This window comes from Balneolaceae bacterium, assembly GCA_034521495.1.
GTDB lineage: Bacteria > Bacteroidota > Rhodothermia > Balneolales > Balneolaceae > Rhodohalobacter.
In genome coordinates, this window is the sequence record JAXHMK010000010.1 from 670,381 (window position 1) to 687,240 (window position 16,860).

Sequence of the window (16,860 nt, forward strand, 5' to 3'; positions counted from 1 at the left end):
GGACATATAGCGATGGGAGTTACGTCACTACATTTATGAATTACTAATCAAAGTATCAGTGCCTGATCAGAAGAATTTCGATATAATTATTGCAGGAGCAGGAGCTGCAGGACTAAGTTTGCTTTGGCGAATTCTTGATTCTTCCTTGCTAAATAATCGGGAAATTTTACTTATCGATCAGTCATTAGAACCCGCCAACGATAAAACATGGTGTTTTTGGGAGGATCTTACCTTACCTGATGAAGAACTGATCCATCATGCCTGGGATCGACTATTTATAAGAATAGACGGCCAAAATTATGAAGAGAGACTCAAAAAATACCAGTACAAATGTCTAAGAAGTGAAGATTTTTGTGGATATATATTGGAGATGGCTAAGAATAGCAGTCAGGTCACTTTTTTAGAGGCCGATGTGAAAGGCTTTACAAGTGATGGTAACTGCGGACAGGTATATACATCCAAAGGGGATTATAATTCTCAGAAAATTTTTCAAAGCGTTTTAAAACCTTCAGGATTTAATAATCTAAAAGTTGATATCTCCTTAATTCAACATTTCCTGGGATGGGAAATAACTTGTAAGCAAGAGATGTTCGATCCCAAAACTCCAATTTTTATGGATTTTGAGGTTCCTCAAATGAATGGGATTTCATTTATCTACCTGTTACCATTCTCAAAACGAAAAGCCCTTGTGGAGTACACCATTTTCTCAGAAGAATTAATCCCAAAAGATCAATACAGAAAACAAATCAGAGAATATTTAAGATCGAACTATAATTTACAAGCTGATGATTTTTCTTATTCACGTGAAGAGTTTGGGGGTATCCCGATGGAAGATCGAAGATACCCTTCTACATATTGCGACTATGTATGGAATATTGGCACTGTTGGCGGATTTGCCAAACCCTCAACCGGTTATATGTTCAGCAGAATTCAAAAACGCAGTTCAGAAATCGTAAAAGCTCTGGAAACAGGAGATAAGATACCTGAGGATCGAGCTTCATCCTATCGATTTAGAGTCTATGACGAGATGATGCTCTATCTACTCGCTTATGAAAAAAATAATGCATTGGAAGTATTTAAGTGTTTGTTTCAAAAAAACAAATTCGATCAAGTGCTTCAATTTTTGTCGGAGGAATCTACATTTGCTCTTGAACTATCTATCTTTTCCAAGATGCCCTATATACCATTTTTTAGATCGATCTATAAAATGAAACACCGCATTTTTTCGGGTGTTTAGTTTTTTCTGTTAAGTAAATCTCACAATATAAAATTGTAGAATTTTACACGTTTAAATTTTAATATTATCGAAATTTTGATTTAAGTTATGAGCTGTTTATTGACTATGAATCAATCTGCTCTTTCTATTTTATCCTTTGAAAGGATATGAAGGTTTCGAACCGTGGTTATTGGTCAATCTGAACTCGATTCAGATTCTCCATTCATCTTTACAGCCAGTATCTGGAGATCCCGAATCAAGTTCAGGATGACGGTCAGAGTTTTGCAAAGCCTTCTATGAATCGAACTAATTAAATTTGTAATTTTAATTAAGTTACTTGACTCAAATTTATTAAATCATTTTATTAATGAGTTCAAGTACATAAAGCTTTTTTGGGTCTTATACATTTGGGGTAAAAATGAATAATTGGGTAAAATTATCCTTATCGCTGGGTTTGTTATCTCTCATCTTCATTGGGAGTTGCAATGAAACCGGAAGTTCCGGTCAGGTAAAACTGCATCCGGGCGACAATTTCCAACAGGCAAATGATAATTTTCCTGCAGGAACTGTATTTGTAGTTACTTCCGGTATTCATGAAGGACAACGAATTCATAATCCAAAAAATGGCAATGTATGGTTGGGAGAACAAGGCGCGGTATTAGATGGTCAAGACAAGATTAAAGCAGCGTTCACCGGGAAAGCTGTTAATGTTAAGATCCAGGGAATTGAAATTCGCAACTATACTGATAATGGCATCTATTTTGACGCTGGCGAGAAAGTTCAATTTAAACGACTACGCATCACTGATACCGGCTCGGGAACCGGAGAACTAAATGGTGCTATTCGGCTCAATGATGTGTCAGATATTACCGTCTCTCATAGTCATTTTGAGAGAGTATCGTCCGGTATTTTGCCAACCGATTGCGAAGGGCCGGTATTGATAGATTGGAATACCGGAATTAACGTTGGCAGAAATTTCGTACAGCTGGGTAAATGCACAGGAGCAAATATCCGCATTGAATATAATACCATGGAAAGACGTGGAGACTACCTCAGACCTGGTGCCCAGGATGTTGAAGACTGGATATCAGTTTACAGATCAAGGGGTACAGAAAACAGTCCCATCCAAATAAAATATAATCGGGCAAGAGGGCACGGACATTCTAAATATGGCTCGTTCATCATGCTGGGTGATGCTGGCGGACGGCACCAGGTTGCTGAAGGAAACGTTGGCGTGACTCCGGGACAGGTTGGAATTGGAATTGCCGGCGGCGAAGATATTAAAGTGAATAATAATCTTCTATACAGTGATGAATGGAAAGACAGCAATATAGCTCTTTACTCTGCAGATTACAGTGAACCGGAACCCTGTGATGATCATGTTATCACTAATAATCGTACACTTTGGTATCACAGAACCGGGGTTCAAAATAACCTCTGGACTGATAAGCGCTGCGATCCGGTTGTTGAGAATAATTTATATCCTGATTACAGTCTAAACCATAGTATTTGGGAGTCTTCTAAAGCCGCACGACCAAACTAAATGATAGGCACTAATTAAGAACCTATTCCCTCAAAAAGGCTGTCCAATCTTCCATCAATATTCTCTCCAAAAATTTCGAAGGGAACCTTGTGGTTCACCACCTCTTTCACATTACTCGCCTCAATCACTTCCTGGTAGGTTTCATAACAGTCGAGTGCTTTTCTGAACTTATGCATATCCTCTTCAGAACACTTTTCAATAAACTTAATCTCTTCATCATCGGAAACTTCAAGCCTGAATTTCCCATCAAGATCCACCTCTCCCATTCGTGTAAATAGTGCCAGTCTTTTGGGATACTTCTCTCCCTCCTCTTTCATCTTACAGAAAACTCGTTTCACTACGGCATGCGTCACTAAATGATCGTGAAAACCACTCACTCCGTGTACGGCATACGTGACAAGAACATCTGGTTCAATTTTACTGATATGTGTTTCAATATGATCTTCAATCTCAATTGGATTTAGATTTTTCAATTCCCCATCCGGCAGATCAAGAACTTCCATACCCGTTAAACCAAGTACATCTTGCACACACAACATCTCCTCATAGCGAATTTGTCCCATCTTTTTCTTATCCACTCCCAGTTTGAAGCGTTGTTTGGTGGCTTCACCCTTGGTAAGAGTTAATAAATACACTTCATGGCCCTGGCGGAGTTGAGCAGATATGGCCGGTGCAGGACCAAAGGATTCATCATCCGGATGGGGGAAAATATATAAGACTTTCATTTTTGTGTGTGTTTCAAAGATTAAAAATAGCGATACCTACATATTATAATTCGTTATTCAATAAAATCGATTCATAAAAAAACCCACCACCCCGAAACATCGGGAACGGCGGGTTTTTATTTTCGTCTAAATCAAGACTTCATTTCCGTCAAACTCCTGACGGTAACGTAACGGTCAAATGATCAGGAGCACCCTGTTGTAGAGCCGCAGGTCATGCATTTTAAACATGTGCCGTTTCGGATCATTGTCATGCTCCCGCACTCAGAGCAAGAGTCGCCTGTGTAACCCAATTGTTTTGCCCTGTCGTAATCAGATTCAGCATCATCTTCTTGTTGATACTGCTCTTTCTGAATGACGTTGGCACCTTCATTTACCGTTTTTGTTTTATTTTTTGTTTGAGACTTTTTTGCAACTTCATCAGCAAGCTCCTCCTCTTCGGACGGCCGAAGTTTTCTTTTTAAAATATCTTCAGGAGCAACATGAGCCAGATCTTCTCGTCCAAGATAGGTAACTGCAAGTTCCCTGAAGATGTAGTCGATAACGGATGTTGTCATCTTCACATGAGGGCTGCCATTAACCATTCCGCTTGGCTCGAACTTGGTGAATGTAAATGCATCCACAAACTCTTCGAGAGGAACACCGTGCTGCAAGCCAAGTGAAATGGCAATTGCAAAGCAGTTGGTCAAACTTCTGAAAGCAGCACCTTCACGATGCATATCAATGAAGATTTCTCCAAGTTGGCCATTTTCATATTCACCGGTTCGCAGGTAAACACTCTGTCCGCCTATTTTCACTTTCTGTGTATAACCGTTTCTTCTGAATGGAAGCCGCTTACGCCGTGCCACATACTTGTGAATAATTTTTTCAGCGGTTTGAACCACTTTATCTTGCGCTGAAGCTGTATCTTCATCTTCATCCTCGAGCTCTTCAATTACATCATTCATAGAGTTCAAAGGCTGACTCAGCTTCGAGCCATCGCGATAAAGCGCATTGGCTTTCAGCATTTTTTCCCAAGACTGCATATAGGCATCTTTGAAATCCTCAACCGTAGCTTCATTTGGCAAGTTAATGGTCTTTGAAATTGCGCCGGAGATGAATGGCTGTGCTGCCGCCATCATATTAATGTGACCTTCAGCCGAAATAAAACGTTTCCCAATTCTTCCGCACTTATTCGCGCAATCAAATACAGGATAATCTTTTTCCTTCAGATGAGGAGCCCCTTCAATCGTCATCGTTCCACAAACATAATCGTTGGCATCCTGAATCTGATCTTTTGAAAATCCGAGATATCGAAGCATATCAAAATTATGATCAGAGAGTTGATCCTCCGAAAGGCCAAGCACATCTTTACAGAAATCCTCACCCAGTGTCCAGTGGTTAAAGGCAAATTTGATGTCAAAACTTCCGGGCAGAGCTTCTTCAATTGCTTCCAGTTTTTCGTCCGTAAATCCTTTCTCTTTAAGAGTTTCAGGATTGATATGCGGACAACCTTCAAGTGCACCCGAACCCTTGGCATAATTAATGATATCATCAATCTCATTCTTCTTATAACCAAGATTCTTGAGAGCAAGAGGCACACTTTGATTAATGATCTTGAAGTATCCACCACCGGCCAGTTTCTTAAATTTCACCAGGGCAAAATCAGGCTCAATTCCGGTAGTGTCGCAATCCATCACCAATCCAATGGTTCCGGTTGGAGCAATAACTGTAACCTGTGCATTTCGATATCCGTTCTTTTCTCCCAATTCCACGGCTGCATCGGCATTTTTACGGGCAGCGTTCAAGAGATATGCCGGGCAATGATCTTCACTGATTCCCATTGGTGTAATGGTTAGCCCTTCATACGCCTCATCGTCGGCATCATAAGCAGCTCGTTTGTGATTTCTGAGTACCCGCAGCATATGCTCTTTATTTCTTTCGTATCCTTCAAAAGGTCCAAGCTCGCCGGCCAGTTCGGCACTTGTTTCGTATGCTTTCATGTGCATCATACAAGTAAGTGCGCCGGCAATTGCACATCCCTTTTCACTGTCATAAGGAACACCCTGTACCATCAACGCTGCACCAATATTTGCAAAGCCAAGGCCCAGTGTTCGGAATACGTAGGAAAGTTCTGCTATCTCTTTGGATGGGAACTGCGCCATCAATACAGCTATTTCAAGTACAACCGTCCAGAGTCTTGAAGCGTGACGAATAGATTCAACATCAAATTCGCTGCAATCTTCATCTTTAAAATATTTCATCAAATTCAATGATGCGAGATTACAGGCCGTATTATCGAGGAACATATACTCCGAACAGGGATTACTCGCATTAATCGGACCATCTTCCGGGCAGGTGTGCCACTCGTTAATTGTATCGTGATACTGCGCACCGGGATCGGCGCAAGACCAAGCCGCATAACTTATCTGATCCCACAAATCCCGGGCATCCAGTGTTTTCATCGGCTCAGGTTCTCTGCCCTCTTTTTTTGCATTCTTTCGTTCAACTCTGCCATAAAGGTTCCACTCTTTGTCATCTACAACAGCGTTCATAAAGCTATTGGGCACACGAACGGAGTTGTTAGAATTTTGTCCGCTCACCGTAGCATAAGCTTCCGAATTCCAGTCGGTATCATAGGTATCAAATTCAATATCAGTGAAACCCTGTCCGGCTAATTGGATCACGCGCTCAATATAATTCAGTGGCACCTGATCGCGTTTTGCCTGTTTAATCGCCTTGCCGAGATCTTCATTTTTAATGGGGTCACGACTCACAGCACCATTGTATGTTTTCCCATCAATTTCTACAGGCTCATTGCAAAGGTTGATAATTTTTTTGAGATGCTTTTGCGTGATTTTTGAACCTGCCACAATTGCTGCAACTTTCTGCTCTTCACGAACTTTCCAGGTGATGTACTCTTCAATATCGGGATGATCGAGATCGAGCGTAACCATTTTTGCTGCCCGCCGTGTCGTACCACCAGATTTTATCGCACCAGCTGCACGATCTCCAATTTTCAGGAAACTCATCAAACCGGATGATTTTCCCCCGCCACTCAAAGGCTCATTTTCACCTCGGATTTTTGAAAAATTACTTCCTGTTCCTGAACCATATTTAAAAAGTCTTGCTTCACGGACCCAGAGATCCATAATTCCACCTTCATTCACAAGATCGTCATCTATACTTTGAATGAAGCATGCATGAGGTTGCGGATGTGAATAGGCATCTTCTGATTTTTTAAGCTCACCGGTTTTGCCATCTACATAGTAGTGTCCCTGCGCGGGGCCGTTAATTCCATATGCCCAGTGGAGTCCCGTGTTAAACCATTGGGGACTGTTTGGCGCTGCCATCTGGTTGGCGAGCATATATCGAAGTTCATCGTAAAATATTTTAGCTTCCTCTTCAGAATCGAAGTAATCGTGTTTCCATCCCCAGTAAGTCCAGCAACCTGCTAATCGATGAAAAACCTGTTTACTATCAATTTCATGGCTATACCGTTCATCTTTGTCAATTTTTTCCAGTGCTTTCTCATCGGCAACGGATCGCTGCAACCAAGCTGGCACCCCTTTCTCTTTTACTTTTTTCGTTTTTGCAGGTACACCGGCTTTTCGAAAATATTTTTGAGCGATAATATCTGTGGAGACTTGTGACCAGGATGATGGAACCACTACATTTTCCATCTGAAAAATAACCGAACCGTCGGGATTCTTTATCTCTGATTTTCTTTTCTCAAACTTGATCTCTTCGTACGGTGAACTCCATTTTTCATTCGTATAAAAACGCTTGAATTTCATATCTGTATTCTCCTCTTTTGTCTGGTATTATCGTGAGAGCTGTAAAATTTTTTATGTCGACGATTTTCGCTTTATAGCAGTAAATCGTACCAACCAATATATTTGTGAGAGCAAGACACAGCAAGAAAAAAATCAAATACTTTTCCACAAATTCGGGAAGTTATCCACATTTGCTTATCTCAATGTGTTAAATACAAAAATTGATTCGTGATTATACCCTGTAAAAAAACACTTTTCATGATCAAAAAATTAGAAATAAAGTTTTATGATTCGATAGATTTATAAAATGTGGATAAAAACCAACCATATCTCTTTGAAAAGACGGATTATTAAAATTATCAACACAACTAAAAGTTATCCACATTAGATCGAATAAATTAATAATTATTAATATTATACTATTTAAGTAATATCATTTAATATTTTTTAATACACTTTTAATTTACTTTTTAAGTATTTTTTATCTGTTTTTTTAATATTTATGTAACTTATATAAATATATTATTTAGTATATTTTTTGTTATATAATAACCATCCGAAGGCATCTCGAGAGGGCTTTGCATTACTGCCCGTCTGCACGCTGTATGTGCGGGCTAGGATGACACCATCAGCCGGTAAAACAACCGACAGATGGGTATTTAAGCCTCCTGAAGGCTATGCAAACTCTGACCGTCATCCTGAACTTTCCCATCGGGATCCCTCCGCGGGATTCAGGATCTCCAGATACTGGCTATAAAGACGAATGGAGAATCTGAATCGAGTTCAGATTGACCAATAACCACGGTTTTGCAAAGCCTTCTTAAAACACAATCCCAGTCTGAATGCTGACTTTTCGGTCAGACAAGTTAATGCACAAAGAGATAGCCCCTCAGTCTGTAAATCCAACCGTCTGATGGATTTATCAATAGCCTCTAACAAAAAATGAAGTTCAACAATCATAATTTAGAATGATTGTCTTTGGTTTGATGCCTCATAAAATTGTTTGTAGGTAATCGACTATATAAAATTTGATTTACCTAAATGTTACTTTCTTGTGATTCATATTTACTATCCTAAACCGATCCTTTTATACACAAACTTTTTGATTCATTATGGATATAAACATGAGATATATACTCACAGTAATAGTTCTTCTTTTTGTATTTGTCGGGAATGGTTTTGCACAACCTGTCAACTTAAATCCTGATAGTATAGATAGCTTTGTTATGGACCCAGCTACCTTTAATGAAGAAGATAACAGCAACTCAGTTTGGGAACTGGCACCCTTCGGCAGAAAAGACCCGACAATCTACAGATCAGCAAAAAAGGAGAATGGTGATCCAATTATCGAAGCGAGTTCCAAACAATCAATATCAAGTGTAAAGGTTGAATTGAATGCAAATCCAGAAATTTTTCCGATTATTGAATGGGAATGGATGGTTCAGTCGGTTCTTGAATCAGGTGACGTAACTGAAAAAGATGGTGATGATTATGCAGCCCGAATTTATATTACATTTGACTACCCGGTTTCTGATCTTGGTTTTGGCGACAGGATCAAATATAGATTTTATACCACATTTACCTCGTTTGATGTGCCCACTCGTGCCCTGAATTATGTATGGGCAAACAAAGCAAAAGTTGGATCAATTCATTCAAACCCCTACACGGATTGGGTTCAGGTTGTAGCTGTTCAGTCCGGCAACGAGAAAGCGGGAACCTGGCAATCAGAAAAAAGAAATATTCTTGAAGATTATAGAGCTGCATTTGGAGAGGAACCACCCGCCATCACCGGAATACAGATCATGACTGATTCAGACAACACAGGTGAGTCAGCAGAAGCAGCCTATGGAAAAATTATTCTTAAAAAGAGATCATCTTCATCTGGTATGAATGATTAGTTCAAATCTCGTAAGTTTTGGTATGAAACAATTACCAATAGAAATATAATGCCAAAACATACGTACAGTTATACGGTTCCATTTAAAGTCCGATCATACGAAGTTGATCATCACCAGGAAGCAAATATCTCATCTATTTGCAACTATTTTCAAGAGGCCGCCGGGCTACATGCAAGGGAATTGAAGTTTGATATATCAGACCTTCAAAAGAAGGGACTTACCTGGATTTTGTATAAACTCCAGGTAAAAGTTTACACATTTCCTAAACGATGGGAGTCGTTACGTGTAACTACCTGGCCCTCTACCGGTGATGGATTGCGCGCCTACCGAGACTACGAACTATATAACGAAGAGGATAAAGTTCTGGCTGTTGGATTGAGCCAATGGATGGTAGTAGACATCCATAAAAAAAGACCTGTTAAAATGCCTGATGAACTGATGAGCAGCCGTTTTAAAACGGATAATCATGTATTGGAACTGAATAAAAATAATCTAATGTCAGTAACAGATAAGGATGCTGAGTTTATATCAACCGCAGGTCTAAATGATCTTGATATGAACAAACATGTAAATAATGTACGTTACATCGACTGGATGACCGGCTACAATTTCACAGAATGTAAATCAAAAAAATGTAACGAAATCATCATCCAATATTCTGCTGAAACAAAGGTGGGAGATAAAATATATCTCGCCAGAAATTTCAACCCTGACAGTAAAGATGAGATTGATTATACGCTGTTTAAGAATACAGAGAAACGCATTATCGCAAATGCAAAAACGTTTTGGTCGTAGCCTTACCTTTTATCAATAACTTCTGGTTCGTCACTCCTGTCTTTTCGAAAGTCTGACGGATGTCCCTCCATTTCATTAAACTCCTTAAAAGTATAAATTAATCCGATTAAGAAGAGTACGACAACAAAGATACCGGATGAAAAAATAAACGGCGCATCCATTAGCGGCCTCCATATTTAATAATTTTAAAATATGCACCAAATCCGAGAATTGACGGAACCCAAATGGCTACAAATAATCCGGCTTGCTGGTCTAAAGTAAACCACAACACAATAGACAATATCATGGAAATTAAAGCCGCTGTCAGAATAAAATAGTCTGATTTTTTCAGCATCTATATATAAGTTTTAATTTTTTAGTATTACATATAAAAGGAACATCAGCAGAAGATAGTTCCTGACATTGCTAACTCTTTTTTACTTATCCCAATCTGGCGCAAATGATGGATTAACAAGTCGTTTTGACTTATCGAGTTCATCAATTTGTTGAAAGTGTTCGTCAGAAAGTTCAAAATCAAAAATATCCAAATTCTCTTCGAGGTGTTCTTTGGATGATGCTTTTGGAATAGTTACCACATTTTCCTGCTCAATAAGCCATCTTAATGAAACCTGTGCGGCAGACTTGCCATATTCTTTGCCAATAGAAATTAACTCTTCGTTTTGCATCACTTCTCCCTGGGCAAGAGGGCTGTATGCTGTAATCAAAAAATCATGATCATAGGAATAGTCGAGCAGATCGAACTGGGCTAAAAAGGGATGAAATTCTACCTGGTTCGTCAGAATTGGAATTCGGAGATCTTCAACCACTTCTCTGGTCAAACCCATTGGAAAGTTACAAACTCCCACATTTAGGGCTTTCCCCTGATCACGAAGAGTCAGCAGCGCTTCAAATGTCTGAAATAGAGAAAATTGACTATTCGGCCAATGAATCAAAAGAAGGTCGACATATGGTGTGCGTAACTGGCGTAAACTGTCTTCTACAGACTGTAGAACATCATCGTGTTCAAGATTAGTATGCCAAACTTTTGTAGTTAAGAAAACATCTTCCCGGTCAACCGACGAAGAATAGATAGCATCTCCCACCTCTTTCTCATTTTTATACATTTGGGCGGTATCAACGTGTCTGTATCCCATTGCAAGAGCTTCGGTAAGCGTTTGCTTACACTCTCTGCCATATAGCCTGTAGGTTCCAATTCCTATCTCCGGAATCTTAACTCCCTGAACTGTTTTATACTGCATGAATAATTGTTACTGCGTAAATATGTTTATTTAAGATTAGTTTGGTATATCTGTTCGATTGATATCTTACTTTATCAATGTAATTTTTCGTGTAAAAATTCGACTACCTGTTTCGAGCTGAACAATGTAGATTCCACTGGGTTTATCTGAAGCGTCCCAAAGTAATGAATATTCACCCTGCTGTACAACATCGTCTAATAACAATGCCACTTGCTGACCAACAATGTTATAAACACCAACCCGGACACTCCGTTCCTCCGGTACATAAAAATTTATATTGGTCGAGGGATTAAAAGGATTCGGATAGTTTGGCCTGAGCTCGACACTATTTGGTACCTCTGCATCCTCCGAAACATCAGAGAACGATTCATAAGGCTTCACATTAACAACAAACCGAGTACGTTCAGACGGGTTTACAGAGGAAAGTTTTAGCGATTCCACAATTTCCTGTGATTCTTCATCCACTGAATTAGTGTACCTGAACCGATACTCGTTCTCTTCCTTAAGATTTACAACCGTTCCATTATACGTATCTTCAAGAGTAATCACCCATTCATCAGGGAGATCATCACTCAGATTCCAGCGTAGTATTGCACCTCCGGCATCATCGGATACCTCATGGCCCAATCCAAGCTCGTACTCTTTATCAATCTGCTGCGGCAAATGGGTAAAAGAATTAAAACTCTCATCAGAAAGTGTTGAGGTTAAATATAGATGGTGTGGACGTTTCCCACCCTGGTTTAAAACCGACGCCCCCTGGAGTGATAATTTTGGAAGATCGTAGCGATTTTCTTCATATTGAGTCGGACTATCGAAAAATCCAATCATTACTACATCAGAAAGATTAGAATTCAGTTGTTCTTCGGGAAGAATTCCAAACTCAATAAACTGATCTGGCAATGGACTCTGAACCTGATTGTCGGATGCCTCAAGAAGATTAGCAATACTTTCATGAACCAACACAGGTGTCCAATAATCTGTTTGAACCTGTTCTGTGAGTTTTAAATTAAATTTTTTGTTTTGAGAGTTCCAGACCTGGGTAACAGGAAATGCCTGCAGGTATCTTTGCTTTCCACGCTGAGTTGACCCCCTGCCCTCCAGACCGACCGGAATGGATAAAAACTGTGAATTTTTTGTTAATTGAGTTGAAATATCCGGTCTTGTATTCTGTTGAGCTTCAACTTCTGCAAAGAGCGTAACAGGTTCGTTATCTGTTTTGCGAATTAAAACAGGTACATGAGGTTCAATTGATGTGACTTCAATTTGTGTTCCATCCAAACTGAAAAATTCAAGTGACCTGTTACGGTTTAACCGCTGTACAGGAGTGCCAGGGAACGACAATAGATAAACACCCCTTTGCTCCACTGTTTTTTTAAACATTGGACTTGTACTTCCCTGAATACCCGGCGATCCATACAAATCCTGAAAATAGGATGTTTGTGCAGCTGTAAAATCTTGCATGCTCGAATACCCATCAAAAGCTTGTGATACCCGGGCCAGTTCTACAGCAACACCTGGTTCTGTAGGCTCATAAGTTGCAGAGGCAATTAAATTTCCCTCACGCTCCAGTTCTACTCGCCCACCGTTTGATGGTACAATGGTGCCCGAGTAAAAATAGCTGTTGCCAATGTTCTCCAGGCTTGAAATGTCAACATTAGAAATCACTGTAAAATCATATGGTTCAACAAAAACATCTTGCTGAATCACTCTCGATCCGTCTTTAGTTACCAGTTCAACTCCTTTTAACGAGATAGAAGATTCTCCGGGATTATAAATTTCCACATATTCAAATTCAGATCCGTTAACAGTTGATGCAGGTAAAATTTCAGTAATAATCAGATCCCCTCTGCTTAAAGAATTTTGTTCAATTCTTTTAGGAAATATTTCCATTCTCTGGAGTGCCATAGGTATACGTTCATCAACCGTTTCTTCCTCGTCAATAATCCACATAAAATGGATCGTATCAGACGGACGCAGAAAAACATCATTCACATTAAGGTGCAGAGAAAATGAACTCCATGTATCTTCTGCAGATCTAAGTGATGATTCTTCTATCATTCCACTGGGCAAACTACTCCAATTTCCATTATTTACTTTATACATCAACTTAAAATCATGGGCATTTCCATTTTCATAGAAATTGTACATGAAATCAAAAACCATTATAAAATTACCAAAACCGTACTCGCTATTATTTTCAAAAGATGCAGCAAAAAATGTTTGATAGGGAGAGTTCTTAAGATGAATCCTTCCGGGTGCAGTTCCGTAAATCCCGCCCGATACATAGTAATTTTCTTGTTCACCTGCATCCTGATAAGAGTGCCACTGTTCCTTTTGCAGTGCAAATTCAGATGAAAAAATGGATTCGATTTCAGACAGTCCGACAGTTATTGAAGATTCAGTTCGTTCTGATGATCCTTGTGAAAATCGAACCTCAAGAGGAGAGTCATTTTCGAGTGAAATTTGTGCCTTAGATACAGTAAAACCACCCCACATAAAAAATATGGAAACAGTCAATAAAACTGTTAAGAAGAAGGCCTGTAACGATTGTTTCATAGGCAGTTTAACTACTAATAATATTAGTACCCTCTAAAGTTAGAATTTATTCTATTATTTTCTACTATTTAAAGCTGTTTTTTCGAGTTTAGCTACTTTTTTTCTGCTTTTTTCGGTAATCAGGTCCAAATTAGGATTATTTTTTTTGATAATTGCCTTATAAACGTACAGTGCCTCCATCCTATTTTCGAGTTTTTCCAAAATTTCTGCTTTTTTGTACAAAAAGATTACGTTATCGGGCAAGTTTTTTGTGAGCCTGTTTGCATAGTGAAGTGCATCGTTTAATCTCCCCTCTTTTTCATACAGATACATCAACATCATTTTTGCGTCGTTGCTGATGTAAGTGTCACTTTCTGCAGCCAATTTGAGTTCATGAAATCCATCTTCTATCTCAGCATTCAATCCAAAAATATTTGTTGCCCACTTCATTCCGCTTGGCACACTTCCAACCATATAGTAGAACATTCCTTTTCCTATTCGGGCATCCGGCCGGTTGGAATCAATGGAAAGAAGCTGTCGGGTAAAATTGAATCCCTTAAGTCCGCTTTGCAGTGCAATTCTATGTTCACCCTGCCCTGCCGCAACTAAACCACGGTATCCGTATAAGCCACTCAACATCAATACCATCGTGGTATCAGAGGATGTTTGTTCCAGTTTTTGATGGCTCAGTTCAACTGCTTTCTCTGATTTTTCCAAAAATTCGTTAGCTAAATTCTCGGACTGATCAACAAAAAAATACTTCATAAACGGCATCATACTTTCAAAAAAATATGGAGTTGGGTCGTCGGGATACCGCTTTTTAATTTGTTCAAAGATACGGTTTGCCCGGTTCCAATCTGTTTGATAAAAGGCCTCAATCCCAGAGCTTAAATGTTCTTCATACCAACTCTTCTCAGGCAGATCTGGCTCTTTTGAATTGTCTATAAATGGAGCATGAAACAGGAGCAGAAGCAACGCAATGTTCATATTCAATTCAGTCTATTATTTTCTTTCATAACATTTTATCTAAATGAACTTTTATCAAAAAAGTTTCATGCATCATCATCAAAATGCAATGCCCCCAACTTGCCTTCCGTATATGCAACGGCAACAGAAACAGCTGCATCACCTGTAACATTTACAGCTGTTCTAAGCATATCAAGAATTCTGTCAACTCCCAGGATTAACGCAATCCCTTCCAGTGGAACTTGTATAGTCTGTAAAACAATTACCAGCATAATGATTCCGGCACCGGGAACTCCGGCAGCTCCGATTGAAGCAAGAGTTGCTGTTAAAACAATTGTTAATTGCTGTGCAAACGAGAGATCTAACCCGAGTGCCTGCGCAATGAATACCGCTGCAACCGCTTGATAAAGACTTGTGCCATCCATGTTGATGGTGGCACCCACCGGCAGTACAAAACTTGAGACTTCATCCTCAACTCCTAAATTATTCTCAACCCGTTCCATTGTAACCGGAAGTGTAGCCACACTCGAACTGGTACTAAACCCGAGTAGTACAGCGGGTTGAATGGCCCGGAAAAAATCTCTGAGCTTCATTTTGCTGAAAATCTTGAACAAACTTGAGTAAACAACGAGAACATGGACCAATAGCCCTATCACTACGGCAATGCAGTACCAGCCAAGTGCTTTTAATAAAATCAATGCCTGCCCGAGATCATCTCCCGCAAGATCAATGATAACGACCGCCATCAAAGCAAAGACTCCATAGGGGGCAAGTTTCATGATGATATCTACAATCTTAATAATCACATCATTCAATGCCTCGAAAACATTTATGAGAACCTGTGATTTTTGAAGCGGTATTTGAACAATTCCAATTCCGAGAAGAACAGCCACAAATACAATTTGTAACATATTGCTATTGTCAGATGCGGCTGCAAAGAAATTTTCAGGTACAATATCGACAATGAATTGCAACGGACTTTGCTCTAAAAGCTGTTGAGCAGTGTCTCCCCTTTCTTCAACTCCTGCCCCATAACTTTCCATTAAAGATGTCCTGGTTTCTTCAGGCAGGGTTTTTCCGGGCTGAATAATATTCACAGAAGCGAGACCAATGGTAATGGCAAAAACCGTTGTAATCATATAAATTCCTATTGTCTTCCCTCCCATTCTGGATAGCTTTGTCATATCATTCAAGCTTGTAACACCTACTACCAGTGAAGCCAATACCAACGGTACAGCAATGAGTTTTAACAGGGTGATAAAAATATCACCAAATGGGCGTATATAATTACTTGTAAATTCATTGAAGCCAGCTACACTGGAAAGCAATCCCCAAATAAGCCCTAAAATGAGTCCAATTATAATCTGCCAGTGAAGCTTTCTATACCATTTCATAGAATAAAGAATTGAGTAATTAAATAAACAGCCAGACCGCTAATGCCGGTAGATGCCCAGTTGATGAAGCTATTTGTAAATGTATTCGTGGTATCACTAAAATCTTCAGGTGCTGTAATATCTATTTTTTTATCAAGAAGTATTGCCCCAAGAGTAGAATCAATCAGTAATCCGGCCACGCCTCCAAAAAATATAACTGCAAAACATTTAACGGGTGATAAAATTTCAAGCTGAAAGCTGAAAAGTGCAATTATCAGTGCACCCAGAATTCCGGCAATTGTTCCTTTCAGGCTGATCCCTCCTTCCGTTCCCGCCTGTACTTTTTCAAACGTTGTAATTTTTCGTGTAACCCCGGGATTTCGAGTCCCAACTTCCGTTGCCCATGTATCGGCCGTGGCAGCAGCCAAAACTGCAAAAGCGGCAATTAAAGAGGCAAACGAATGTAAGGCGAACCAAAGAGTACAGAATACAGCCACCCAAAATCCATTGGCCCAAACCTGGTATCCGTCCCGTCGCCTGTCTTCCGAAATCCGGACAGAGTTGTTAGTTTTATCAGCTTTCCGCCCGTTCATGATTGTCAGTAAGCTGCTTACTCCAAAAAAGAATGCAACCGCAAACGCCAGTGTCCACCCGCCGAATCCAAGAACTATTGTTCCCAGAATTATTACAGCTTTTGTCGCTTCAAGCGTTATCCAGTTTGTTAAAAACGTTACATAGGCAACAAATACAGAAACTGCCAAACCGATTAGAATCAGTACATGATCTCCCATTCTTCCTTCAAGGATAAACATGTAGATG

Annotated in this window: 12 protein-coding genes; 4 read left to right on the forward strand and 8 right to left on the reverse strand. The window is 39.6% G+C overall.

Annotated elements, in window-relative coordinates; all coding sequences use genetic code 11:
• The first annotated feature begins 58 nt into the window (after nt 1–58).
• A complete protein-coding gene (locus U5K72_11800) occupies nt 59–1,237 on the forward strand; it encodes a lycopene cyclase family protein (GenBank protein ID MDZ7719490.1) in 1,179 nt (392 codons plus the stop codon).
• A 397-nt stretch (nt 1,238–1,634) separates the two neighbouring features.
• Nucleotides 1,635–2,759, forward strand: a complete 1,125-nt coding sequence (locus U5K72_11805; protein ID MDZ7719491.1) for a hypothetical protein — start codon at nt 1,635–1,637, stop codon at nt 2,757–2,759.
• A gap of 14 nt (nt 2,760–2,773) precedes the next feature.
• Here U5K72_11805 and U5K72_11810 read toward each other — a convergent pair whose 3' ends face one another.
• Together U5K72_11810 and U5K72_11815 are read right to left on the reverse strand one after the other, a co-directional pair.
• Complete coding sequence (locus U5K72_11810) at nt 2,774–3,484, reverse strand: PIG-L family deacetylase (GenBank protein ID MDZ7719492.1); 711 nt, start codon at nt 3,482–3,484, stop codon at nt 2,774–2,776.
• Nucleotides 3,485–3,666: 182 nt separating this feature from the next.
• On the reverse strand, nt 3,667–7,257 hold the full coding sequence (locus tag U5K72_11815) for a vitamin B12-dependent ribonucleotide reductase (GenBank protein MDZ7719493.1): 3,591 nt from the start codon (nt 7,255–7,257) through the stop codon (nt 3,667–3,669).
• A gap of 1,091 nt (nt 7,258–8,348) precedes the next feature.
• On the opposite strand from U5K72_11815, the gene U5K72_11820 reads away from it, so the two are divergent.
• A complete protein-coding gene (locus tag U5K72_11820; protein MDZ7719494.1) occupies nt 8,349–9,134 on the forward strand; it encodes a DUF3047 domain-containing protein in 786 nt (261 codons plus the stop codon).
• Between the two features lie 48 nt (nt 9,135–9,182).
• Nucleotides 9,183–9,929, forward strand: coding sequence for a thioesterase (locus U5K72_11825; GenBank protein ID MDZ7719495.1), 747 nt, complete (start codon nt 9,183–9,185; stop codon nt 9,927–9,929).
• A 160-nt stretch (nt 9,930–10,089) separates the two neighbouring features.
• On the opposite strand, the gene U5K72_11830 is transcribed toward U5K72_11825, so the two are convergent.
• The 6 genes from U5K72_11830 to U5K72_11855 all read right to left on the reverse strand — a co-directional run bounded on the left by U5K72_11830 (nt 10,090) and on the right by U5K72_11855 (nt 16,853).
• A complete protein-coding gene (locus U5K72_11830; protein MDZ7719496.1) occupies nt 10,090–10,263 on the reverse strand; it encodes a hypothetical protein in 174 nt (57 codons plus the stop codon).
• A gap of 82 nt (nt 10,264–10,345) precedes the next feature.
• The gene (locus U5K72_11835) at nt 10,346–11,167 is read right to left on the reverse strand and encodes an aldo/keto reductase (protein MDZ7719497.1); all 822 of its coding nucleotides are present in this window, start codon (nt 11,165–11,167) and stop codon (nt 10,346–10,348) included.
• Nucleotides 11,168–11,233: 66 nt separating this feature from the next.
• Nucleotides 11,234–13,723 carry a T9SS type A sorting domain-containing protein gene (locus tag U5K72_11840; protein MDZ7719498.1) on the reverse strand — a complete coding sequence of 830 codons (2,490 nt, stop codon included), beginning with the start codon at nt 13,721–13,723 and terminating at the stop codon, nt 11,234–11,236.
• A gap of 54 nt (nt 13,724–13,777) precedes the next feature.
• Complete coding sequence (locus U5K72_11845; protein MDZ7719499.1) at nt 13,778–14,689, reverse strand: tetratricopeptide repeat protein; 912 nt, start codon at nt 14,687–14,689, stop codon at nt 13,778–13,780.
• Nucleotides 14,690–14,754: 65 nt separating this feature from the next.
• Nucleotides 14,755–16,062 (reverse strand): dicarboxylate/amino acid:cation symporter, encoded by a 1,308-nt coding sequence (locus tag U5K72_11850; GenBank protein ID MDZ7719500.1) that lies wholly within the window; start codon nt 16,060–16,062, stop codon nt 14,755–14,757.
• Nucleotides 16,059–16,853 carry a DUF92 domain-containing protein gene (locus tag U5K72_11855; protein ID MDZ7719501.1) on the reverse strand — a complete coding sequence of 265 codons (795 nt, stop codon included), beginning with the start codon at nt 16,851–16,853 and terminating at the stop codon, nt 16,059–16,061. The genes U5K72_11850 and U5K72_11855 overlap by 4 nt, the downstream gene beginning before the upstream one ends.
• Between the last annotated feature and the right edge of the window lie 7 nt (nt 16,854–16,860).

Excerpts from the sequence above, each read along its gene's own strand:
- U5K72_11805 (MDZ7719491.1), top strand. The coding sequence starts at position 1,635 with ATGAATAATTGGGTAAAATTATCCTTATCGCTGGGTTTGTTATCTCTC.
- U5K72_11810 (MDZ7719492.1), bottom strand. The coding sequence starts at position 3,484 with ATGAAAGTCTTATATATTTTCCCCCATCCGGATGATGAATCCTTTGGT.
- U5K72_11815 (MDZ7719493.1), bottom strand. The coding sequence starts at position 7,257 with ATGAAATTCAAGCGTTTTTATACGAATGAAAAATGGAGTTCACCGTAC.
- U5K72_11820 (MDZ7719494.1), top strand. The coding sequence starts at position 8,349 with ATGGATATAAACATGAGATATATACTCACAGTAATAGTTCTTCTTTTT.
- U5K72_11825 (MDZ7719495.1), top strand. The coding sequence starts at position 9,183 with ATGCCAAAACATACGTACAGTTATACGGTTCCATTTAAAGTCCGATCA.
- U5K72_11830 (MDZ7719496.1), bottom strand. The coding sequence starts at position 10,263 with ATGCTGAAAAAATCAGACTATTTTATTCTGACAGCGGCTTTAATTTCC.
- U5K72_11835 (MDZ7719497.1), bottom strand. The coding sequence starts at position 11,167 with ATGCAGTATAAAACAGTTCAGGGAGTTAAGATTCCGGAGATAGGAATT.
- U5K72_11840 (MDZ7719498.1), bottom strand. The coding sequence starts at position 13,723 with ATGAAACAATCGTTACAGGCCTTCTTCTTAACAGTTTTATTGACTGTT.
- U5K72_11845 (MDZ7719499.1), bottom strand. The coding sequence starts at position 14,689 with ATGAACATTGCGTTGCTTCTGCTCCTGTTTCATGCTCCATTTATAGAC.
- U5K72_11850 (MDZ7719500.1), bottom strand. The coding sequence starts at position 16,062 with ATGAAATGGTATAGAAAGCTTCACTGGCAGATTATAATTGGACTCATT.
- U5K72_11855 (MDZ7719501.1), bottom strand. The coding sequence starts at position 16,853 with ATGTTTATCCTTGAAGGAAGAATGGGAGATCATGTACTGATTCTAATC.